We start from the raw sequence: 24,465 nt of genomic DNA, 5'->3' as shown, positions 1-24,465 counted from the left end.
CATTCCCATAAACACCCTTCAATGAGCGATCACAGCTGTGCTCAAAGCGAACGACGATCCCGACTGTATTGTCGCACGGTAAATGCCGACGACGATCAGTCGCCGAGTTTCCCCGGCTGTCTCCGGTTTCGTGGATCGTATCTCAAGAATTCCCTCACGGACTGTCGGATAAGCAACCGAGAGGGAACCGCGCCACCGAGTCAAAACTCCCCGCTTCGTGACCGATTGATCCACCCGATTCGTCCGTCCATCTCCTGATCTCACGATCGCGGCAAAGGGATTTGCATTGTTGCCGGGATTGAACACAACGAGGCCGGTCGTCAGCCGGGGGATTGTCGCCGTGGGATCAAGTTGAATTCGCGAGAGAAACAAAACCGACGGAGACTGCGCAATCTGAGGATCGTCTGCGATGAGAGGAATCGCAGAGAGATATGGTGGGGAGGTAGTGCGCTGATTGATGAGAGCTCCCACGAGAGCAGAAAGTGGATCCTCAACCCGAACATAGCCTGGCGCGGGATTGAACCCTAAAAGTGTCTGTACCGGCAATCGCACGACCTGGTGTGGTTCAAGCAAGAAGAAACCCGACGCGGGATAGCTTGCGCGAAAACTTCCATCTTCGCGGAACGCGGTGAAGGCCGCTGGGACTGTAACGTCGCTGACGTTAACCAGGACAATCTCCGCCGTCGCCGGTGAGTCTTCAAAATGAGGGGCATAGAGCGTATGTTGACGAGCAACATCTGGAACGAACGCGGGATCAAGCGGGTCTTCGCTCACCCGGCAGCCCGTAGCCGTTACTCCTCGAATCACACACCCACGGGGGAGCGGACCCGAGGCAACCATCGTCAGAGTGCGCCGACCGCCTGTCGTCTCTCCGAATAGCTCGGCTCCCACAACTCCCTTTGATGGATCATCGCCAAAGGCGAGCACATAGCCCCCATCGAGGCGATCGAGAGGAATCACGACATCCTGCGCTTGCGTCCGACGTTCGCAGCCACTACCGGAGCAAGCCGCTACTACCTTGCCGTGCGGGGGGATTTTGACAACCGTGAGCGACTCGCCCGCCGAGTTGGTGAGCGTCACCGGTTTCCTTTCCCGATCAAAGGCTTTGATTATGACGCTGACGGGTTCATCAAAGGGATTGAACAGATGAATCTCGGTAAACCGGCCGCTCGATGTTGCAATAACAGGAAAGACCAGAGCCGACGGCACGGTCGTAACGGCATCACCGGCGGCAAGAACTCCCGGCCGAGAAAAATCATCTGCGATCTCGATCTGACCATGAATCGGCCCTGCCTCCGCGCGCGCGATAATTGCTCCCGTTGAGAATCCGGGGAAGAGGTCCGACACAAGAAATGCAGCCGCCTGACCGGCCGGAATCATCCGGCTGACCGTCCTGTAGAGATCGCCTGTCGGAGTATAGGCGTGAAGCTCCACTGTCGTCGGTTCGGCGACATTCATGTTGGCCAGAGATAGACGGCTCGCGCGTTCTCCGCTCTGCTCAACAATGGGAAAAATGAGCTGGGACCCTTGATCCTGCCGAACAGGTGCCGCGCTCAGATTAACTCCCTGAGCGGAGATTTCTTGAAAAGCAGCATAGGTGCCAAACGTTTGAACATCCGGGGAAATCGCTACTGTCGGGCCGAAGATACCTCTTGTGCTAACGACCGCCGGTATGCCGGTATCTACGAACACCGGCTCCTCCTCCCTACCGTCGGACCGGAGAGCCAGTTGAAAGAGCCGGAGAGTTGTTCCCTGGGGTAGTCGTCCCACGTGCTCAGAGAGCAAAGGAAGGGAAATCTTCATCCCCGGCCCAAAGGCAGTCAGCCCCGGCGGGTCAACTTCAAATCGCACGACTCGCGTTACACGGACCATTCCCTCCACCGAAGGGAACGAATCTCCCGACGGCAACGAGCCGCTGTAGCGCAGGCTTTCGAGCCTGCGGTTTTCTTCGCCACTTGACCCCAAGTCAGAGGGGTCTACAACTATGGAAATCGTGGCATCCTCCTTCAGCGTATAGGGTGGAATCTCGGTGGATGCACCGGTTTGAGGATCGGTCACCGTTGCTCCCTGAGTAAAATCAACCGGCGTCCCACCGCTCTTTCGCCCAGTTCGGAACGTGCTCACGAAATCGCTCGGCATAAACTGCTCGTTGCTCCCGAGAATTCCACCGGTTCCCCCTTTAAGCACGATCCGATAGGTGGTCAGCTCTGCAAGTGGTGTGAGGGGACGAAATGTTGCCACGCTCCCGAACACGGTAATGATTCCGACAACGGGGATAGGAATGATCCCCTCGATCCGCTGGACGAGGAAGGTACTGGGCGTCACCGACTGCGGGATAAGAGGATAATTGAAGGTCACGACGACCGACGTTTCAGGGTCAACATCCGTTGCCCCTGGAGCCGGTGAGATGCTGACTACGGCTAGCGGCAGTTGCACTGAAGCAGAGGGACTTGTGCTCGCCAGAAAAACAACCAGCAGAAGAATGCTTGTCCACCGGAGTCCCTTCATGTGTTCCCCTCCAACTTGACCGCGGACTTGAATGTCCGCCTTACGTTACCGCAGATTAGAAAGTCTGCGCCACGTCACGCAAACTCGAAAGCCCGCGCTACCTGGTTTGCTCCAGCACTGGCGAGGACACGTGAATTCCACTTGATCCTCTGGCCCGATAAATGCCAACGAGGATGAGGCGCGCCCCGGTGCCGGGCAAAAGCGCACCTGTTGTTTGCATTTCAACATAGCCGTTGTCTGTCGTCGGGAAACTCACCGCTGACCGTGACCGAATGAACATTCCTCTGGCCACGAGCGTCGCCGATGTGCTCCGCACGCGCCCGGCATTGTCTCGAATCCGCAACGTGAAAGGGACACTGTTGTTATTAGGGTTGAACACGATCAGACCCGTCACCATTCGCGGTTCTGCAGAGGAGGAAGGATCGAGCTGCACACGGGAGAGAAACGTCGTGACGTTGGACTGAGCGAGGCGTGGATCATCGGGAACGAGTGGCAGGACCGTCTTGTACCGTCCGCTCGTGGCGTCAAAATTGATGATGACTCCGACGAGCGCCGAATTTTGGTCCTCGACGCGAATGTAGCCGGGAGCCGGATGGAATCCCAGTTTCGCCGGAAGATCAAGGCGCAAGACCCCGTGAGCAGGCAGATCCGGCACGAGAAATCCGCTTGCCGGAAAGCTCCCCCGAAAGCTTCCGTCCTCGCGGAAAGCGCTTATGGCAACCTGAGCCGGTTGATCGCTGACATTGATGAGAAGGAGTTCGGCCCCTGCTGGAGGATCATCGAAATGAAGGCCGTAAAGTGTATGCTGACGCACGGCCTCGGGAATTTCGGACTCGGGCGACGAATCAACGTGACAGGCCCCATCGCCGGGGTTCACAAGGACGCAGCCGGAGGGAAGCGAAAGGCCGTTGACCACAGCCACGGTACGTTGAGACGCCGTTTCCGTGCCGAAAATTTCAGCCCCAACGAGTCCATGGGTTGCGTCAAGTGACTGGACGATCAAATAGCCTCCATTGAGCTGGGCCAGCGAAAGGAATGCCGGACCGGTGTTTGCACTCGGGTCCCGGCTGGAGACCACATATGTGCCGAAGGGAGGCAGTTCGAAATCCGTCACCGGTGATCCCGAACCATCGGTGGGACTGACCGGAGCGCCCGTCGCATCGTATCCCTTGACACTCACGCGCACCGGCTGTGACGAAGGATTGAAGAGATGGACTTCCGTGGCATCATTTCCGAGCGTCATGATCACGGGAAAGACCATCGCTGCTTGAGCCGAACGCACGGCAGCAGCTCCGGCCATGAGCGTCGGCTTGTCGTATTCGTTGACGATCTCGTAAAAGCCGGTGATGGCCTCGTTCGAGAGAACGACAACTGCTCCCCGCGTGAACCCGGGAAAGGCCTCTCCCACACGCAGCGAGAACTGGCGGCCTCCGTCGAGTCGAATAGCAACGGTGACGGACTTATCCCCCGCTGGTGTATAAGCCACAAAGTTAACATCAACCGGATTCGTTGTGGGGTTCACAACCGAAATTTTCGTCCGTCGCCCATCGGACTCGAGCACCAGGGGGAAATAGAGCGCGTGCATGGCGTTGGCAACGACTGAAGAAGACCTCAAGAAAGTCCCGCTTTGCTCCTCATCACCATACCACCGCGTGGTCTTCGCAGAATTTGTCACCGGCAGGAACGCGGCGAACGTGCCGAAAACAGGAATTCCCGGCACAATCGCTGCCGTGCCCGTAAGAAAACTTCCGATCACCTTGGCGGGGACTCCCGTATCACGGAAGACAAGCTGACCATTCGCCGAGCGCCCCAGTTCAAAGACGCGAACCACCGTGCCGATCGGAAGCGTCCCCTTGAAAGGAAAAATGAGCGGAAATCGCAACGTCATACTCGGCCCGAATGCGACGGAACCGCAGGGCTGAACCTCATACCGTACGATTTCGGAAACGCGCAGAAACCCATTTACGCCCGGCAACGGCTCGTCGGGCCGAATGGAGACGCCGCAGCTATTATCCACCTGACCGATCTGCGCTGCCGAGTCGAGCGTCAGGATGCGGACGCGCGCGTCAGTTTTCAGCGTGTTTGGTGGGATCGAGGCCGATGCGCCGGTGCGAGGATCGGTCACAATCCCTCCATTTCTCGCACGCACCGACGTGCCGCCCCCGGTAGCTTCCCCCGTTCGAAAAGTACTGAGAAAATCTTTCTCCAGGCTGAAGATTGATCCCTGTGGATCCCTGCCGCGAACTCCTCTGGGTCCGCCGACGATCCTGACCTGATAATTTGTCAGCGGCGACAAGGCCATCAAAGGCCGAAACGTGGCCGTTGATCCCAGAACAGCTATCGTACCCGCGACGGGAACGCTTGCGACGCCAGTCAGGGCCGCGAGTGTGAACGTTTGGGTCGTCACCGATGACGCTACCAACGGCAGGTTAAAAGTGACGATGATGGTCGTCGTCACCGGAACATTGGTCGCCTCCGGCGCGGGGGAAATGCCGATGACGGCGAAGCCGACCTGAGCGGCTCTAGGTGCGAAAGACGTTGATGAGATGGTCCCGTCTCCGCCTGCCATCCCAACCGGCGACGGCCGAATCCCTATGCCGAAGGCTAAAGTGGCAATCAAAGCGAGCGTCTTTCTCATGGTTGCGTACCTCCCGATCGAAGCCCGCCCTTTCAGTCCCCAGGGTAAGCGTCTCCCGTGACCAACCGAATGGGCTAACGGTTTCGCCGTAGTGTTGCGGCGAATCTCTCGCAGGCTGCGTCAAATTGGTCCGCCGGAAGCCGCTCGACTTCGCCTAGAAGGGCCATCGTTGATCGAACCACATCTGCCGAGAGCGGTCCCGCGGGAGCAGCCAGATCCTGAACTCGACTTTTGATTGCCTCCCGGAGCTCGGCCTGCGCGTGATAGACGAGGGCCAGATTACAGTAAGCAGCAGGATCGGAGCTATCAGCGTGAATGGCCTTGATGAACTGATCCACTGCCTCTTCGTATCGCCCGCGTTTGAGCGACGAGACGCCGAGATTGTTTGCAATGGCGGCATCGGGTTCAGCCAGTCGAGCTGCTCGCCGGTAGTAATCTTCGGCGGCATCAACCTGACCCTGAAGCAAGTATGTCGTGCCCAAATTGGTCAGAGATACGACTCTGGGCTTGAGCCGGACGGCCCGGCTAAGTGCCTCCTGAGCACGGCTGAGCGCCATCGTTCCCTGCCCCGATTGAATCCAGGCAACTCCCAATCCGTTGTAGGCCACGTCATTGGTTGGCTCCAGCGCAACGGCTGTTTGAAACTCGGTAATGGCCTGATCAATCCGTCGCTCCCGCAAATAGTAAACCCCGAGATTATTGTGAAACCTCGAGAGATTCTCCCGACCGATGGCTGCTCGAAACTCACTCACCGGATCACCCAGCCCGGGCCGCACGGTGTAAATGATGCCTCGGGCATTATAGATGTCACTCGCGGGAGCGATCTTTTCCGCCCGGTTGAAAACGGCCAGAGCCTGATCATAGCGTCCGAGGGCGAGATAGAGATTACCGAGGTTGATCTGCGTCTCCACCGTCGGTCGAACGGCAGTCTCGAATTCCGCCCGGATCAGGTCCTCGTGCAACTGAGATTGCGATCGTTCGTCGGCAAAACGGATGCGCACGTCGGGATCCACCTCGATGCCGAAAAGGACGAGGTCTTTGATTTCCTCGAATCGAGGGATACGCGGGGGAGCCGGCGGACGTTCCCCAACAGCTTCGGTCAAATGTTTCTCCCCGACCACAACTCGCCCTCCCGCGCGGCTGGACACTTCCACGCTTCCCTCCCAGACGTATAGCCGCGTTCGTTCGCCATCCACAATGAGCCCGTACTGGGTGCCGCTGGCGATGGCCTGGATATAGCGCGTCGTCGTGCGAATTCGCCCCACGATCCAGCCGAAAAACCCTCCCTCAACCTGGATCGTTTCGGGATCGAGAATTTGAATATGGTCGCCCTCGGCGAGGATCACTTGCTTGCGCCGGGGATCGGTGAAAGTGATGATGAGCTTCTGCACTTTAGGTTGAGGAAGCCGACGCACATTCACGCGATCGAGAAGATCGAGCGGGAGCCTTTTCCATCCCGATTGCCACCGACGGTCTTGCGCTTTGAACACGTTGACGTTCTCGACGGGTTCCTGGTCGGCATACGATGTGGACCCTGACGGGGGCTTGCGAATATCGAAGATCACGGCCACGCTCTGCTGACCTTGAGCCGTCATCGCCGAGCAACTGAGCACGAGGATGCTCACGATCTCCCAGCGCTTTTTCCTCTTCCGGATCATTTTTGCCTTCCCTCCGTTAGACGACAAAAAAGGCCCACACTGATGGCAGCAAAAATCGTGTAGGAGGAATCGAACCAGGTGAACGAGCTGGTGTAGAGCCAGTACGATGCCCCGCCCACCAGCACACATATCCCGCCAACTGATGCGGCCTGAAGGAGGAAACGTCGGCGAAAGTGGAGCGCCGCTCCGTAGACCGTCAGGCCGACGAGCGCGACAATCAAGAGCGCCGGAAATCCTCGCACCTGCGTGATAGACGCGTTTTGCAACATTGCGTTGATGGCGCTTGCGTGGACGTAGAACGGATAAACCTCGCGATCTGTGGGAATTTGCACCGGACGCTCGAAATCGGGATACGCCGCTCCGATCAAGACATATTTGCCGAGGAAGTAATTGGCCGGGAGGCGATCCTTAAAGATGCTCCCCTCGTAGACATCCCAGTAGCTGAGCTGTTCAAGGGAATCCCGGCTGTAGGCGATGAGAAAGGTTTCGTAATCGAACCTGTCCGGAGGGAGATTGCGCACATACTGCGGCCCGGAAGCAAGCGGTACGACCCGATCCTCCAGACGCAACTCCTGACCGGGCAACACGCGAGTCGCATCGAAGCTTCCGCCGCTGACCATGAGCAGCGAGAGCGAGGGCACCTCCTGGGTGAACACAACACCGGCTTCCTCATCCACCCGCCTGCTCCGCAGAACCAGCGGAACCCCCCGGACGACATCGTCCATCCCCTTGAGAACGATCGGATGGCCAACCGCATCGCCAACGGCGGCGCGAATCTGCGGAGTCGGCGGGCGAAACTCATACTTCTGCTCGTCGAAAAACTCCCCAATGATGACGGGCACTCCCTGGCTTCGGGCGCGAGTGATCGCCTGGGCGAAGTCCGCATCGAATTCGGTCGGATCCTCGAAGAAAATGTCAAACCCGATGGCCTTCGGAGGGCCATGAGCGAGAATCGTCTCGATGAGTTGCCTGTGGTACCGCCGCCAGTTCTTCAACTGAGAAGCGCCGGGGTCGGTGGCGAGGAATTTCTGGCGGGACTCGGCATCAATAGCGATCAACACGACATCCTTATGGCGCGGAACCGATGTAATGGCATAGCGCCAGTCCCCCCATTGCTGAACCCATCCGAAGAGGTCTCCGATATTAAAGGCAGCCGCGAGCACAAACAGCATTAGCAGACCGACGACCGGCGCCACGCGCCGATCCGTCCGCTGAGCGATCAACCGGATCGGTTTCAGCCGACGCCCAAGACGCCCCTCGAGTGCCCGGATGAGAAAAGGAAGAGTCACCGCCAGAACGACAGCGCTTGCCGCCCGGAGCGTACCCGGTCGTGCGCCCGCCAGGTGAATCAGAAACAAAGAGGGTGCGAGATAGCCGATGGCGTGAAGCAGGGAAACCGTCACCGATGGTTTCAGCGGCGGGGCTTCGAGCACCGGTGGAGTGACGGTCACTTCCGGCACGTACTCGGTCACGCGCGGAAGGCTCCCCAGATCGCGCATGAGTTCAGTCACGCTTTGATACCGATCGTCGGGATTCCGGGCCAGCGTCTTCAACAGTATCGGGCGAAACTCTCGCGGGACTCCCTGAAAGACGCCCGACCAGACAGTGGATTGGGTGCCGATCATATTGGCCAATTGATAGCCCTCAATGGGGAGATCGCCGACGAGCATCTCGAAAATCACGACGCCAAGGGAGAAAATATCGCTGCGATGATCAACCTCCGGGCTGAGCCATTGCTCGGGCGACATGTATTTGCGCGTGCCGAATGTCATCCCCGGCATGGTCAAAGCTGTAGCCTCGACCGTTTGTGTTTCGGTGGTCTCCTCCATCTGCGGAGGTGCCAGCAACTTCGCCAGTCCGAAATCAAGAACCTTCACATGACCCGCCGGCGTGAGCATGATATTGTGCGGCTTAATGTCTCGATGAATGATCCGATGGCGATGCGCCTCGGCCAATGCATCACACACCTGAGCCGCAATCTTCACGACCTCGCTCTTATCCAGCGGACCTCGAGCGATGCGCCGGTCGAGCGACTCGCCTTGAATGTACTCCATGACGATGAAGACGAGATCGCCCACCTCCACGATGTCAAATACGCTGGCGATGTTGGGATGATCCAGCCGGGCGATTAACCGGGCTTCCCGGAGGAATCGGGCTTTGGCATCAGGATCGGCAAGCAGCTTGGGCGAGAGTGTCTTGAGCGCAACTATCTTCTTCAGCCGTATATTCTCCGCCTTCCAGACCTCCCCCATCCCCCCTCGACCAAGTCGTTCCAGGACAAGGTAGTGTGAGAGGGTGGCTCCCACTGTGATGGGGACGATCTCCGCCATGCGTCAGTCCGACCCTCAACCGCTTTCGTTACGCATCAGACGTCCACAGTTTACGGCAGTCGGCGTGTGAGGGCAAGCCGGTTGAATCCCCATGACCGAAATCTCCGCCGAATGGACAGGCGTCTCCCTCCGCTTCCAACCATAGCCGAAAAATAACGATGACCTGCGCGTAAACCGGAGACGAAGGGGATCGTCATCTCTGCGAATCCGGGATGCGTCCTACTTCTGACGAATGTCTGCGCCAAGCGACCGGAGAGCGAGATCGAGCCGTTCGTATCCCCGCTCGATGTGCTCAATTCCCGTTAAGGTGGTTTCACCATCGGCTGCCAGCGCCGCCAGGACGAGAGCCGCTCCGGCGCGAACGTCGGTTGCATGCACGCAGGCACCGCGGAGAGGCGTCGGCCCGAAGATCCGCGCGGCATGAAAGTAATCGGGATGGTCGTCCTCGGGGTTGAAGTTGTAGACTGCGTCGGGATTGAGAACCTCGGGATTGAACAGCTCGATCCGCGCGCCCATTTGCCTCAAATACGGCACATAGCCAAAGCGATTTTCAAACACGGTCTCATGGACGACGCTTACTCCCTCGGCCTGCGTCAGCACAGACGCCACGAGCGGATGCCAATCGGTCATGAATCCCGGGTGTGGCGACGTTGTGATCGTCACGGGACGGAGTGGCCCATCATACCACACGCGCAGCCTGTTATCATCCGCCTGGCAGCCAGCCCTCATTGCCTTCAGGACGTCAATGAATGCCGTCAGGTGCACGGGCTGCACCTGGTGGGTCGTTACATCTCCCCGGGTGATCAGAGCAGCACAGGCGTAAGTCACGGCTTCATTCCGGTCGGGCATGATGCTGTGACGCGCGCCATGTAGTCCTGCAACGCCAAGGATGCGGATCGTTCGGTCGGTCAGCCGCTCGACCTGTGCCCCCATCTTCCTTAGGAAAGCGATCAGGTCGTCCACTTCCGGCTCGCAGGCAGCGTTTTCCAGGAGAGTTTCCCCCTCGGCACACACAGCCGCCAGAAGCAGTGTCTCCGTCCCGGTGTGAGTGCTTTTGGGAAATCGGTAGCGTGCTCCTCGAAGGCGAGGTGCCCTGAGGTGAAGAAGCCCACCTTCATCGCGGGTCTCCACACCGAGCGCCAGGAGGCCTGCGAGATGGCGGTCCACCGGACGGCGGCCGATGCGATCACCTCCGGGCAGAGGAATTACAGCTTCGCCCAGGCGCGCGAGTAACGGTCCGGCAAACAGGATCGAGGCTCGACAGCGCGTGGCCATCTCCCGATCAAGCACATACTGCCTGACGCCTCCTGGATCAATTATGAGGCTTCGACCCGTCGCCCATTCGACTTGTCCTCCAAGTGCCCGAATCATCTCGGCTACCGTGCGGGTATCTCCCACATCGGGCACGTTCTCCAGAACGCTGACATCATCAGCCAGGAGCGCGGCAATCATCAGCTTGAAAGCCGTGTTCTTTGCTCCGCCGACTGTCACATCGCCCAGGAGCGGGCGACCTCCGCGAATGATCCAGGTCATTAATCCCACTCTCCGAGATAGCGCACCTCTTCCTCCAGCCGGATGCCGAACTTGCGGACGACCTCCTGCCGGGCTACCTCGATCAGGGCCCTGATCTCTCCCGCCGTTGCCCCTCCCGTATTGATGATGAAGTTGGCGTGTTGCTCGGAGATCTTTGCCCCTCCGATACGATAGCCCTTTAACCCGCAGGCTTCGATCAACCGACCGGCAAAATCCCCCGGAGGATTTTTGAAAACCGAACCCGCGCTCGGACCGGTCGGCTGATTTCTTCGGGCCGCCAGCATCTGATCCATCCGCTTTTCAATTTCCCCACGAGGAGCCTTCCGCCCGAGCAAAACGGCACGGAGGATAATCTCTCCCGTTCGCTGAAGACGACTTCTGCGATAGCCAAAGTCCAGTTCTCGCTGCTCGAGCCATTGGAGTTCGCCGTGCGGAGCGAGAATTTCGATCCTCTCCACCCGATCGCCGATCCACTCGTCCCGGGTGCCCGCGTTGCCGACGATCGCTCCGCCGACGGTTCCGGGGATGCCGATGAGAAATTCTAAACCTGACAGGCCCTCTTCACAGGCCCGCCGAGCGAGGGTGACGAGATTTGTGCCTGAATCGGCGGTGATTCGCTCCCCGCTCACCGTGATGTCTTCCGCCCGATTGACGATCACAAGGCCCCGGATTCCTCGGTCGGAGACAAGCACATTAGCTCCGTACCCGATCACCGTAACGGGCAGCGACCTGTCACGTGCTCGCTGAACACCTGTCACCAGCTCCTCTCGCGTCCGCGCGATGAAGAGAAGATCCGCCGGACCGCCAACGCGCCAGTTTACATATCGTGCCAATGGTTCCTGGCATCGAACGCGGTCTTCCCCATATTGCTCCACGAGCTGAGCGCGCAATTGAGCGACCGACGCTATTGTTGCCTCCACTATCAAACTGCTCCGTCCGCTTAAGGATTTGTCGGCCGGTCCGCCTTCGCCGACGAAACGGCCAGACAAGGAATACCCGTAACGATCCCCGAGTCTCCGGAGAAAGTCAAGCAAAAGGTACGAATCTCCTACATGAAAAGGCCCGGGAACGGAATTCTCATCGGGGGCTGACGTTCAAAGACAAGCCCCACTTCCCTGAAAGCAGGAGCGATGGGGGTTTATCCTGGAGACCGCCCGCATCTTCCGAGCGCAGGGGCGCCAAAAGGGCTGGATCCTTTAGAGGCCCCGGTCGGGTCGTCGCCCTGTGGTTCGAGGGTCGTCTCCGTCGAACGACCGGAGGAAAAGGTAACCGTACCGCCCTGCTGCCACTCCTGTCGGGGTGCGACGGATGTAGATTTTGCTTCCCTCAACGACCGAACCCAGCCGTCAATGTCGAACAAAATCGAAGGGGGTCAACCCGCGAGATCCCGACTGTTGCGACCATCATAACCTTCGGGGATGCCCTGATTCAGCAATGCGGGACCAGGAGACTCCCGGATCGTCAGCCAGTCGGTGCGAACCTTCCCCCACTCCTGAATGAGCAACCCCTGTGATTCAAATAAGGCTCGGATGCGATCGGCCGGCCAGCCAGCAATATCCTCTAAAATGGGCACGACAATGCTGAAGGCATCATCGCTCAGAATCGTTCGTTTGGCGATATGGGCAATGTACCGCGCCTCCGACACGGCGATTGTGTACCCTTCTCGCTGATTGACGTGGAGCATGACATGCACGTCCGACACACCATCGCCGACATAGATGATATGGTGATGGCTCACCTGCAACCGCGATTGGAGATCATCGAGAACAGCCACCTTTCCGTATCCCGCCGGGACCCGAAGAATAGAACGGATCTCCCCCGTCGAGGGATCATACTCGAACTGAGTCCCGTAGATGTGATCGGCGGGGACGATCCCCTCGAGCGCCGATCGGATGACATCCTCAGGAGCTGCCGAGATCACATAAAAGGAGAAGCGATGCCCTTCGATGCCACCTTCGAGGAAGCGCGCGAGGAGAGAGATGTTCTTCTTGAGCCGAATTCGCTTACCGACTTCCACCAGGTGTTCGCGTCGCACTCCCCGATAATCGGGGTCATGCAGGAGGAGATATGCCAACTCACCCCCTTGCTGAACCAGGTTGATCCGCGCCAGCGATGCAACCTTCTGCTCGAACCCCGATAAGTTCAGCAACTCGCTCAAGACATGGCCGGAATCGTTGAAGCTCAGCGTCTTATCAAAATCGCTGGCCAGAAGATAGTGCCTCGTTGCATTCGATTTCGCTTTCACTTCTTACCTCCGTGGATCCCCTTGAGTTCATCATAATTTTTCGGCAGAAGCCTCTCGAAGAGGCTGACCGACCGCTCCAGGCAATCACTCCTGCCGCATGTGACAGAGAAGACTATCAGGGCCGTGTAACGTCCATGTTAACGGAATCCCCGCTCGAAGATGATGGGAGGGTCTCCTTTCCGTGCGATCTGGAGCGCGATGAACAGACGCCGGTTTGTCAACAATTCGGGGGAAGTTATAGGTGTCTGCCGGATCGTGCGAGTTCCGTCGTATTGATCGAGCCATAGGTGACGACGGGGCTTTCCCCTGAACGATAACTGAGATCAGAGAAATCCCATCTCCTGTCGTCTTGCAACCGATCGTGGGGAGGCAGAGCCATTTCTCCCGGCGACTTGGGCAGGATCTTCCTGAAGGCCGTGACCCAGTGGCTCCAGGAGTCAAGCAGCATGCGGGCGCGAGGGCTCGAGGTCGCTTCCCAGTAGCTCACGAGCAGGGCCCGCAGCCACTGTTCATCGGCCGTTTCCAGGGGAGCCAGTGAAACGAGGTCGTGATTGACCCGGTGAATGAGGCGCTCGGTCTCATCCAGCACAATGGCGATGCCTCCGGTCATACCCGCAGCGAAGTTGAACCCTACGTCGCCCAGAACAACCACCGCGCCACCGGTCATATACTCACAGCCGTGATCTCCCACGCCTTCGACAACGGCAACGGCCCCGCTATTTCGTACGGCAAACCGCTCTCCGGCGCGACCGGCGGCAAACAGCCGACCTCCAGTTGCACCATACAGGACTGTGTTCCCCACGATGACATTTTCGTGCCAGGTGAAGCGAGCCGCCTCGGACGGACGAATCACAATCTCTCCCCCGGCCATCCCTTTCCCCACATAATCGTTGGCATCCCCGAAAAGAAGAAGCCGCAACCCGGAGACGCAGAAAGCCCCAAAGCTCTGACCCGCCGTTCCGCGAAATGTGATCTCAATGGATTGCCTGGAGAGTCCTTTATCACCGTACCGCCGAACGATCTCTCCGGCGAGCCTCGCTCCCACGGCCCGGTCGGTATTGCTGATGTGGAAAGAAAGATGAACATCTTGCCCCCTCTCGAGCGACGGTGCGATCTCGCCAAGGATGACATCATCGAGTACGGGATGTTGTCGGCGAGCCGTCTGAAGAAATCTCCGAGCACGCGATCCTGTTGCAGAATCCGCTTCGACGAGGATGCTCAGGTCAAGTCGGGCGCTTTTTGCTCCTCCGACCACTACTGAGGGCTGCTTCTTTTTCCCCGGGTAGAGGGTTCCCCGAGTAGGGGTGTGGTTTTCAGCATCGTCCAGTACGAAGCCATCGGGTGCACGAAGCTTGACGAGGTCGCTCCGCCCGATGATCTCCTCGAAGCGGCGAAACCCGAGATGAGCGAGGATCTCTCGCACCTGCTCGGCCACAGAGAGAAAGAAGCGCACAACATGTTCCGGCTTTCCGCGAAAGCGGGCGCGCAGGTCCTCGCGCTGGGTGGCGATTCCGACCGGACAGGTATTAAGATGACACTGACGAGCCATGACACAACCCAGAGCAATGAGAGCTGCCGTCCCGAAGCCAAATTCATCGGCGCCCAGCATGGCCGCGAGGACGACATCCCGACCTGTCTTCAACCCTCCGTCCACGCGGAGGACGACCCGGCCCCGGAGAGCATTGGCCATGAGCGCCGCCTGGACCTCACGAAGGCCCAGCTCCCAGGGAATCCCGGCGTACTTGATCGAACTGAGAGGCGATGCTCCGGTCCCCCCATCATGCCCGCTAATGTGAACCACATCGGCCCCGGCTTTGACGACGCCGGCGGCAATCGTCCCGATACCCGCTTCGGCCACAAGCTTGACGGCAATGCGGGCGCGAGGGTTGATCTGGCGGAGGTCATAAATTAGCTCGGCCAGGTCCTCAATCGAATAAATATCGTGATGTGGGGGTGGCGAGATGAGCGCTATGCCAGGCGTCGCGTGACGAAGACGGGCAATCTCCACCGTCACTTTATGACCGGGAAGCTGTCCTCCCTCGCCCGGCTTTGATCCTTGCGCGATTTTGATCTCCAGCTCATCAGCCGAGACGAGATAGGCCGGTGTCACACCAAATCGCGCCGATGCGACCTGTTTGATGGCGTTGCCCGCCCAGTCCCCATCCCGTGGACGTCGGTAACGGGAGGGATCCTCGCCCCCCTCGCCGCTATTGGACCGGGCACCCAGCCGATTCATAGCGATGGCCAGTGCTTCGTGTGCTTCCCGGCTGAGCGCCCCGTGCGACATCCCGGAGGTGGAAAACCGCTTCACGATCTCACCGACCGGCTCCACTTCACTGATCGAAATGGGTCGTCGGGGCGAATCAAAAGTGAGAAAATCCCGCAGGGCGAGGGGAGGACGATCTTCAACGGCTGCGCGATAGGCGTGATACAGTTCAGTCGGAGCCGGTCCTCGCCCTTGATCCCCGTTGCTCTGGGCAACGCGATGCAACGTTCGGATCACCCCCGGATTGAACGCATGATATTCGCCGTTTTTCCGAAAACGATAGAAGCCGTAATCGTCAAGAGAGGTTGTTCCCTCTGAACGTGCAATGACATGAGCACCCCGAGGCGCCATTATTTTCGTCGTGTTCGAGTGATACCCCGGCTGGAAGAAAACGTCCTCCTTTCCGAACGCCCTCTGGTGGAACTGAAGCACATCTGCCGCGATTCCCTCCCAGCCAACCCCTCCGATTCGTGACGGTGTACCCGAGAAGCAGCGGGAGATCACCTCCGGCGCCAATCCGACGGCTTCAAACAACTGAGCGCCGTGATAGCTTGAGAGAACCGAGATCCCCATCTTTGACATGATCTTGAGCAAACCCTTCCCTATGACCTGCCGATAGGTAATGACGGCATGGTGGCGGTCTATCATTGCCTTCTCTTCGGCCAACGCGGCCACAGACTCGTAGGCCAAATAGGGGTAAACGGCGCTTGCTCCATATCCGATCAAACAGGCGAAATGATGATCCTGGCGGGCATCACCCACTTCGGCGACGAGGCCGACGCGCATTCGTTTTCCACTTCGGAGAAGGTGCTGATGCACGGCACCGACGGCCAGCAACATCGGGATGGGAGCCCATCGCCCTGACACGTTGCGGTCGCTGAGAATGAGTATGCCCGCGCCCTGCTCGACCGCTTTTTCCGCCTGAGCGCATAAGCGCTCGATAGATTGACGCAGCCCTTCTCCTGCTCGACTCACCGGGAAGCGGGTGGGAAGAATTGCGACAGGAAGTCCTCGCTGCGCCTTCAGCCAGCGAAACTGATTGCCCGTCAAGATAGGGCTTCTGAAGCGAATCATCCGGCAGGCTTCGGGCTCCTCTTTGAGCCAGTTGGATCGCGGTCCGATCCATGTATCGAGCGACATGACGAGTCGCTCCCGCAGAGGATCAATAGGGGGATTCGTCACTTGAGCGAAAAGCTGCTTGAAATAGTCGTAAATGAGCCGCGGCTTCTGTGAAAGCGCAGGCAACGGCGTGTCATCTCCCATCGAACCAATGGGCTCTTTGCCTTCGATTGCGATCTGGCTCAAGATGAGTTCGAGATCCTCGCGCGTGTAGCCAAAGGTTCGTTGAAGGGTTTTCAACGGGTTCGATAAGGATGGGGCGTCAGACTCCACCGATGGGGCGTCTCGATCAATCTCAATCAGGTGCTGCTTCAGCCAGTGCCGATAGGGGCGTCGTCGGGCCAGGCGCCGCTTGATCTCTTCATCTCGATAGAGGCGGCGGGAAGCCGTATCGAGGGCAACCATACTGCCCGGACCGAGGCGACCTTTCTCAACAATGTGCGACTCACTTAACGGCAGCACGCCGACTTCCGACGCGAGGACCATGAGTCCATCACTCGTGATGACGTAGCGAGCGGGACGGAGTCCGTTTCGGTCGAGCGCAGCTCCAACGATACGCCCATCGGTGAAGCAGAGGGCCGCCGGTCCGTCCCAAGGTTCGATGAGACATTCATGATACTCGTAGAAGGCACCGATAGCAGGATCCTTTTCCGGGTCGCGCCCGTAGGCTTCCGGCACCAGCATGGACATCGCATGAAGCAAAGAGCGCCCTGAGAAAAAGAGCAGCTCCAGCACGTTGTCTAAATTGGCTGAGTCGCTCGCTCGTTCGTCAAGGAGGGGCACAAGCCATTTCGTTTCGCCGCCCCACACAGAGGCGAGCATCTCCGTCCGCGCCTGGACCCACCGGCGATTTCCCTGGAGCGTATTGATCTCCCCATTATGGGCCAGGAAGCGAAACGGCTGAACCAACCTCCAGCTCGGTCGCGTGTTGGTGCTGTAGCGGCCGTGAAAGATGGTAAATCGCGTGCGGAAATCCAGCCTCTGAAGATCCGGGAAGAATCTTCGGAGATCGGACGACACGAGCAATGCCTTGTAGACTATCGTTCGATGTGACAGTGAGACGATGTGCGCCGAAAGTCCCGCAACCGACAGGCGATGCTCGATCTCTTTTCTGACCAGAAAAAGAGTCCGTTCGAGCGCGTCACTCGAACAGGGGGAGGTGGGAGCAATGATCACCTGTTCGATGATCGGGCAAGCAGCCCGCGCCTCCTCACCCAGCACTTCCAGATCCACAGGGACCCGTCGCCATCCGAGACATTGCAGGGGAATCCGGACACTTCGGGGAGGAGACCCAGAAGTGTCCGAGCAGACCGAGGAGGCGTGGAGGGACGCGCCTGCCCTACCGGTTCGCGCAATCACGTCTTCAATCGTGCGTTTGCTCGCCTCGTAATCCTCCGGGGATGCCGGCAGAAAGACCATTCCGACGGCGACACGCGCCTTTGGAGACAAGCGCACTCCCCGCCGCAGCAACTCGCGCCGGAAAAACTGCGAGGGCAATTGAAAGAGGACACCCGCTCCATCTCCCGTTTCAGCATCAGCAGAGACGGCCCCTCGATGACGCATCCGGGAAAGAGCCGTCAGGCCCATCTCCAAGATATCATGGCGGCGACGCCCCTGAAGATCGGCGATAAACCCAACTCCGCAACTGTCGCGCTCGAGATCAATTCGTTGCTCTTCTGTTTCCCCCATCACCGTTGCGTTCATTTTTCTGACCTCACTCGATGAAAAATGCCTCTCCTTCGCCGACACCGAGAGTGTAAGGACCGTGACTCGCCAGCCCACCCCGATGGTGAGTCGCCGAGTCAGCCAATCAGCAGGCCAGTGACCCCATCATCTACACGTCGAAATAAAGCGCGAACTCGTAAGGATGGGGTCGGAGTCGAAGTTGATTCACTTCCCGCTCACGCTTATAACGGATCCAGCGCTCGATGAGACTCTCGGTGAAAACATCTCCCTTGAGCAAGAAGTCGTAGTCCCGTTCCAGAGCAGCCAACGCCTCTTCGAGAGAACCGGGCAGGCTCGGGACGTTCTTCAACTCCTCCGGACTCATGTCGTAAATATCCCGATCAAGCGGCTCGCCCGGATCAATCCGCTGTTCGATTCCATCGAGACCGGCCATGAGCATGGCGGCAAAGGCGAGATACGGGTTGCAGCTGGGGTCCGGCGGGCGAAATTCCAGTCGCTTCGCCTTTGGACTCGGCGAGTACATCGGGATGCGCACGGCGGCACTTCGATTGCGACGCGAGTAGGCGAGGTTCACCGGAGCTTCATAACCGGGCACCAGGCGCCGATAACTGTTGGTTGTCGGCGCCACCAGTGCCGCAAGTGCCGGCGCATGCTTGAGTAGTCCCCCGATGTAATAGAGCGCCTCCCGCGACAGTCCGGCGTATTCATCTCCGGCAAAGAGCGGCTTGCCCCCTTTCCACAGCGACTGATGGCAGTGCATACCGCTGCCGTTGTCGCCATAGATGGGCTTGGGCATGAAGGTGGCCACCTTGCCCCAGGCCCGAGCGGTGTTCTTGACGACGTACTTGAAGATCATCACATTGTCGGCAGTCGTCGTCAGGTTCGAGTAACGGAAGTCAATCTCCCCCTGACCCGCCGTGGCCACTTCGTGATGGTGACACTCCACTTCGATTCCCACCTGGCGTAGCCGGAGGGTGATCTCCGAACGCAGGTCCACCAGCGTATCGAGCGGGGGCGTCGGCACATATCCCTCCTTGTGCCGAATGCGATAGCCGCTGCCGCTCTCCTTCCAGGCGGCCTCATCGCTGTGAATGGAGTACTCGGCCGTGTAGCTATCGTTGTGGTAGACCACATCGTCGAAGATGAAAAACTCGGCTTCCGGCCCAAAATAAGCCACGTCTGCGATCCCGGTATACCGGAGATAGGCTTCCGCCCGTCGTGCCACCCCCCGAGGGTCGAATTCATATTCCTGCTTGGTGATTGGATCAACCACCGTTCCGATCATCACCAGTGTTGGTTCCTTGAAAAACGGGTCAATCCAGCACCGCGAGGGATCAGGCACAACGAGCATGTCACTTTCGTGAATCGCCGCCCAGCCTCGAATCGAAGAGGCGTCAAACCCGAACCCTTCCTCGAAGGAGCGCTCCGACAGCTCCTCGATGGGAAAAATCATGTGCTGCCATTGACCGGGCAGATCGGTAAAGCGCATGTCAACGAATTTGGCACCCTGTTCCTTGGCAAATGACAGGACTTCTTTAGGCGTCATTCGACCTCCTGAGCAGTTTGTGATTTTTCTACTTCGAGCACTCCCGGAATTCCCGCGGGCCCAACCAGCCCTGACCGCCCTGCTGAGCGCACCTATACCGCCGCCCGTCCCGGAGCGGGCGCCCCAACTTGCTCAAGCGAGCGGGGTTTGAGGAACTCCGGTAGGACCGAAATGATAATGTCGAAATCCCGGAGGTCAAGGACAAGCTTCCGAATCTCCGTCGCGAGGAAATGACGGAATTCCTCCTCGGTGGAGTACCGTTCGCGATGGTACATGAGAAATCGCATGATCTCACCGTATTCGCCTGGCATGGCTTCCTCCAGTATTGGTGCACAAGCTTTCGTATTGCATCGCAGACTCAAAAGTCGCCTTTTCCACAAATCATCCCCGGCTGCACCCAGGGTCTCTCCATGTTGCGCCGGCCGCACGGTCATAAGAAACGACCGACAATTTCGACCGAAGTGGCATTTTGCAAACGGTGTTCCACGAGACCAAGGCACTTCAATCTTTCCTGTAACCCATTGAGAACGCGAGGAAAGGGCGCCAACGAAGCCTGGATCGGGGAGAGGCCGAACGGAATGGAATGCGACAATAGTGTACCAAACAGACTCGAAAGATACAAAAATGTCCCATTTTTGTCCGGCTCCGGTCTCGCCAGCGGAGAGAGCGGTGCCCGGCGTGCATCCCTCGGGGAAATGAGGTCGTACTACCTGCCATTCATCCGTTGGCCCCTGCTCGTGAAATCCTCCGCTTCACCGAAGGGGCATGGGGAACTCCGTCACTCTCACATGGGCTGTCTCGGGCATCAGGCTTCCCCACCAGATATTGAGCCGGGTTCCTGGCAAACCCCAACATCCAGTGATTGCCGCGGAAGGATTGTCTCACCGCTACCGCATGAACACCCGCCGGCGGTCGAGGGGAAAGGGAAATGGAACAAAAGTGTCACAGATTTCAGGAAAAGGGACAAAATTGTCACATACTGTCGGTCCCCTCGGTGGCCCTTCGACCTCGCCCATCCAGCTTTTTGTTAGGAAGGCCTGCGGCGGGTGTCCCATTGTGAGTCGCCGGTCTCATCCGGGAGTCATCGTCCGCTGGGGCAACCCATTCGTACCATTGCCTCCGGTCGCTCGGACAGCGTCGCCGACTCTACTCCTTGAAACGAGAGACGTCAATCTTGAGCCTTTTGACCCTGTAGCCGAGGATTCGCTTGGTCGTATTGAGGAGGCGCGCAGCTCGGGTGATGTTACCGCGTGTGGTTTTGAGCGCATCGAGGATGAGATCCTTCTCGTAGGCCTGCACCGCTTCCGCGAGGGACCGTCGCGGAAGGGTTCCCGAGGCCTCGGCAGTCTGGAGCGTGGGCGGCAGGTGATGACTGTGAATGACATTTCCCTCACACACGAGAACGGCCCGCTCGATGATGTTCTCCAGCTCACGGACATTCCCGGGCCAGTGGTAACTCATGAGCATATCAATCGCGGGGGTCGAGATCCTTCGAATGTCCTTGCGATGGAGCCGCGCGTACTTCTCCAGGAAGTGATCGGCCAGAAGCAGAATATCCGATTTCCGCTCGCGCAGGGGAGGAAGATAGATGGTGAAGACGTTGAGCCGATAATAGAGGTCTTCGCGGAAGGTGCCGTCACGCAGTGCCCCTTCCAGATCGCGGTTGGTCGCCGCGATGAGTCGGACGTCTACGGAGATGGTTTCCGTGCCCCCCAGGCGCTCGAACTCGCGCTCCTGGAGGACGCGCAAGAGCTTGACCTGAGTCGAGGGGCTGAGGTCGCCGATTTCGTCCAGAAAGAGCGTGCCGTGGTCGGCGAGTTCAAAGCGGCCCTTTTTGCGACTGTAGGCCCCGGTGAAGGCTCCCTTTTCGTAGCCGAAAAGCTCGGCTTCGATCAAACTTTCGGGCAAGGCGGCGCAGCTCACCTTGATGAACGGCTTATCCGCCCGCAGGGAGTTATAGTGGATGGCCCGCGCGATAAGCTCCTTGCCTGTTCCTGACTCTCCTCGAATGAGGACAGTTGTGTTGGTCTTGGCCACCTGGGCGACCTGCTCATAGACATCCTGCATCGGACGACTCGTCCCCACGATGTTGCTGAAGTCGTAGCGCTGGCGCAGCTCCATCTTGAGTGTGAGATTCTCATCGAGCAGGCGCTGTTTTTCCGCCTCGATGAGGCGATTCACTTTGACCGCCTGAGCGATCATCGAGCCGACGATGCTGAAAAACTGAACCGACTGGTCATAATCGCGCTCACGCTTGTAGCGGAGGGCGACGCCCAGTGCTCCCACTGTCTGCCGATCAACGGAAACGGGGACACAGATGAAGGTGAGCTCCTCGTGAGGGCCCTTGAGAATACCGGTGCGGTTCAGAAAGAGTGGCTCCTGACTGGCCTTGGGCACGACAATGGGACGGCCGCTTTCCACGACGCGCCCGATGATTCCCTCACCCACCTGGTATTGGCTGCGGCGACGCGCCTGAGGGCTGATACCGATGGCGCTTTCGATCTTCAAAAGCTCATCCCTTTCATCCTGGAGGACGACAATCGCCGAGACCACACCATGATTTTCCTCCAGGATTTCCAGGACGCGCGCGAGCGCTGCCCGGAGATTCAGCGGCTGACCGAGTGTCTGGCTGATCTGAAGCAGTGAGGTCAGTTTTTTGATCTCACTGCGGCCGCCCGCGACAATTGGATCACGGCTGGCACTCATGGCGTCACCTCCGCCCGTTGCGAGGGTCGAGCCCGGTATCATGATCGTTCTCGGTCATTCCTTCCCTCTCGTCCTGCACGTACGAGATTGCTTTCTCAACGCCCGGCTGGAGAAGTTTGTGGAGACTGAGGGCCGCCGCTCCGATCCAGGAAACTCCCGCTCGCCTTACGTCCGCCTGGTATTGTTCGTCCGTGCGCGTCTGCTTCCGCCGGTAATCGCGCACAAGCAGTGCCACCACACCGACGGCCAGCGCGAGGGCGATAAGCCACGACCACCCCTCACTCATCGGCCCGCTCCTTCAAGGGTTTCTCCGCGAAGCAGCACGATTATACTACGTCGCCCGTCCGCTGTCAGGGTGTGTTCCTTGCTAATTCGGGGACTCTTTGACACCGCCGCCGGAGCCCGCGTATATTCTCCCTCTGTTTGTCATCCGGCTGGTATGAAGCGGTGCCGTTTGCTGGTATTCGTGGCTGAGCGAAGACTCTTATGCGTATCACAAAAGTCTACACGCGAACGGGCGATAGCGGCGAGACATCCCTGGTGGGAGGTCAGCGCGTCGGCAAGGATTCGCCTCGGGTTGATGCCTATGGTGAAATTGATGAGGTGAATTCCCTGCTCGGACTTGTCCGCTGCCACGTGCAGGATAAAGAGATTGATGGCATCCTGGCGACCCTCCAAAATACGCTTTTCACGGTGGGAGCCGATCTGGCCAGTCCCCTAAATCTCGATGCCCCCAGAATCACCCGGGAGGAGAGTCTCCGGCTCGAACGCACGATTGACGAATTCAATCGTCAAATTCCTCCCCTTAAGGAGTTCGTTCTCCCCGGAGGCGCTCCGGCGGGGGCTCTTTTGCATCTCGCCCGAGCCGTGACGCGGCGCGCCGAACGGAAGGTTGTGAAGCTCTCAAAAGAAGAGGCGATCAATCCTGAGTTGATCGTCTACCTCAATCGTTTGTCCGATCTTCTCTTTGTGCTGGCGCGGGTCGTTAATCGTCGAGCGGGCATCAGTGAAGAGCAGGCATCATTTGCTAGCCCGCCGAGAACGAGGAAAAAGCAGCCGGAAGATTGAGAATCATCGAGTCGGCGAGATGATAGATTCTCCAGAGATCCAAGCTCGGCCTTGCAACCTCTGGGCGACGGCGTGCCGGGATGTCGGCGTAATTTGTGTGGCATTGCGGGTACCGGGGGAGGCTTGATCCCTGGCGTCTGTGCGGATTGGTTGAGGGGCCGAGTGATCCACACCCTCTATGGGACGACGGAGGATCCGAATTGGGCTCGATGTCGGTGTCGCTCACATTCGGATCGTGGCCGTTGACGGCGACACGACAGAGGTGGTTTCTGTTTGCACTCTGGCGACGGGGACATCACCCCTGAAACCTCTCGAGATGTCCGCCCGACTCCGCCAGTTCGCGCAAAGATCAGAAGGGAGAGAATCCCCGACAGAGGGCGCCGGTCGAGATGATCTAACGGAGCGGCTGCATACTGCCCTGCAGCAGTCAGCGGGATCAGGGTCTTTTGCGGCGCAGGATGTCGAGACCGTCGTGCTTGGGACTACCTGGGGCACCTACCCGATCGGCCAAAGTGAGAGCCCGGCGGTGGGACTCGTGATCGTGGGCGCCCCTTGGTCACTGGAGAGATTCACTGCCCCAAGCAGTGACTCCTTCTCCAATCCCATCAGGCTCCTCAGTTTGCGACTTGACCCCGAGCAGGTTGGTCATGAAGCTGTCCTCCGTAACACGTTGTATGACCTTCGATCACGCGGGGCTCGCGTCCTCGTGGTGGCCGATGAAGCTGCGACGTCTCGACGGGAACGAGAGGTGGTGGCGGCATCCGTCGCTCTCGGAATGCCTGCTCTAGCGCTGCACGACCTGGCGGCTTGTCAGCCCGCGGGGGGAAACGATCAGGCGCAGAATCTTCTCCTGCGGTCGCTCCTGATCGCTGGGTTTCTGCCCCGTCTCGTGCGTCTGGTTGAGCTTGTGGAAAAGAGCCTCCGGAGGTGTGACATTACAGCCCCCCTGCTCATCATGGGCAATGACGCCGGGGTTCTCCGGCCCGATGAATTTCTGCGACAACCCGCTTCGGCTCTATTCTCGGGACATGTGGCGAGCATCATCGGCACATTGATCGAGGAAGGGTCCGGGGCGAGTACCGAAGAGAATGCAGTCATCCTCCACATAGGAGGCGCTTCAACAACGGTGGCGCCGGTTCGGCGGGGTGAACTCATCACAGGC

14 protein-coding genes are annotated in these 24,465 nt (G+C 58.8%); 2 read left to right on the top strand and 12 right to left on the bottom strand.

Translation table 11 applies throughout. The annotated features are described in order from the left end of the window. Window positions 1-18: 18 nt before the first annotated feature. From VNM72_09580 to VNM72_09525, 12 genes are all read right to left on the bottom strand, one after another. Window positions 19-2,508 carry an Ig-like domain-containing protein gene (locus tag VNM72_09580; protein ID HXF05653.1) on the bottom strand — a complete coding sequence of 830 codons (2,490 nt, stop codon included), beginning with the start codon at window positions 2,506-2,508 and terminating at the stop codon, window positions 19-21. A 97-nt stretch (window positions 2,509-2,605) separates the two neighbouring features. Continuing rightward, entirely contained in the window at window positions 2,606-5,146 is a 2,541-nt protein-coding gene (locus VNM72_09575; protein HXF05652.1) for an Ig-like domain-containing protein, read from the bottom strand. A 74-nt stretch (window positions 5,147-5,220) separates the two neighbouring features. Next, window positions 5,221-6,804: a tetratricopeptide repeat protein gene (locus VNM72_09570; GenBank protein HXF05651.1), complete on the bottom strand. Its 1,584-nt coding sequence runs from the start codon at window positions 6,802-6,804 to the stop codon at window positions 5,221-5,223. Beyond that, entirely contained in the window at window positions 6,801-9,134 is a 2,334-nt protein-coding gene (locus VNM72_09565) for a protein kinase (GenBank protein ID HXF05650.1), read from the bottom strand. Before VNM72_09565 ends, VNM72_09570 begins: the two co-directional genes overlap by 4 nt. Window positions 9,135-9,353: 219 nt before the next feature. Further along, entirely contained in the window at window positions 9,354-10,667 is a 1,314-nt protein-coding gene (gene murA / locus VNM72_09560) for a UDP-N-acetylglucosamine 1-carboxyvinyltransferase (GenBank protein HXF05649.1), read from the bottom strand. Beyond that, window positions 10,667-11,587 (bottom strand): UDP-N-acetylmuramate dehydrogenase, encoded by a 921-nt coding sequence (murB, locus tag VNM72_09555; protein ID HXF05648.1) that lies wholly within the window; start codon window positions 11,585-11,587, stop codon window positions 10,667-10,669. The genes murA and murB overlap by 1 nt, the downstream gene beginning before the upstream one ends. 452 nt (window positions 11,588-12,039) lie before the next feature. Continuing rightward, window positions 12,040-12,912: a haloacid dehalogenase-like hydrolase gene (locus VNM72_09550; GenBank protein HXF05647.1), complete on the bottom strand. Its 873-nt coding sequence runs from the start codon at window positions 12,910-12,912 to the stop codon at window positions 12,040-12,042. Window positions 12,913-13,147: 235 nt separating this feature from the next. Continuing rightward, complete coding sequence (locus VNM72_09545; protein HXF05646.1) at window positions 13,148-18,001, bottom strand: glutamate synthase-related protein; 4,854 nt, start codon at window positions 17,999-18,001, stop codon at window positions 13,148-13,150. A gap of 130 nt (window positions 18,002-18,131) precedes the next feature. Further along, window positions 18,132-19,529, bottom strand: coding sequence for a type I glutamate--ammonia ligase (gene glnA, locus VNM72_09540; GenBank protein HXF05645.1), 1,398 nt, complete (start codon window positions 19,527-19,529; stop codon window positions 18,132-18,134). A gap of 92 nt (window positions 19,530-19,621) precedes the next feature. Then, entirely contained in the window at window positions 19,622-19,840 is a 219-nt protein-coding gene (locus VNM72_09535) for a hypothetical protein (GenBank protein ID HXF05644.1), read from the bottom strand. Window positions 19,841-20,675: 835 nt separating this feature from the next. Further along, window positions 20,676-22,235 carry a sigma 54-interacting transcriptional regulator gene (locus VNM72_09530; protein HXF05643.1) on the bottom strand — a complete coding sequence of 520 codons (1,560 nt, stop codon included), beginning with the start codon at window positions 22,233-22,235 and terminating at the stop codon, window positions 20,676-20,678. Window positions 22,236-22,239: 4 nt separating this feature from the next. Further along, window positions 22,240-22,521, bottom strand: a complete 282-nt coding sequence (locus tag VNM72_09525) for a hypothetical protein (GenBank protein ID HXF05642.1) — start codon at window positions 22,519-22,521, stop codon at window positions 22,240-22,242. 200 nt (window positions 22,522-22,721) lie between these two features. On the opposite strand from VNM72_09525, the gene VNM72_09520 reads away from it, so the two are divergent. Continuing rightward, window positions 22,722-23,303 carry a cob(I)yrinic acid a,c-diamide adenosyltransferase gene (locus tag VNM72_09520; GenBank protein ID HXF05641.1) on the top strand — a complete coding sequence of 194 codons (582 nt, stop codon included), beginning with the start codon at window positions 22,722-22,724 and terminating at the stop codon, window positions 23,301-23,303. 178 nt (window positions 23,304-23,481) lie between these two features. Beyond that, window positions 23,482-24,465 (top strand): hydantoinase/oxoprolinase family protein (locus tag VNM72_09515; protein ID HXF05640.1); only part of this gene is annotated, 984 nt, incomplete at its 3' end.

The organism is Blastocatellia bacterium, from assembly GCA_035573895.1.
Lineage (GTDB): Bacteria > Acidobacteriota > Blastocatellia > HR10 > HR10 > DATLZR01.
Note: the sequence above shows the minus strand (reverse complement) of the source record. Positions and strands in the feature narration are given on the sequence as shown.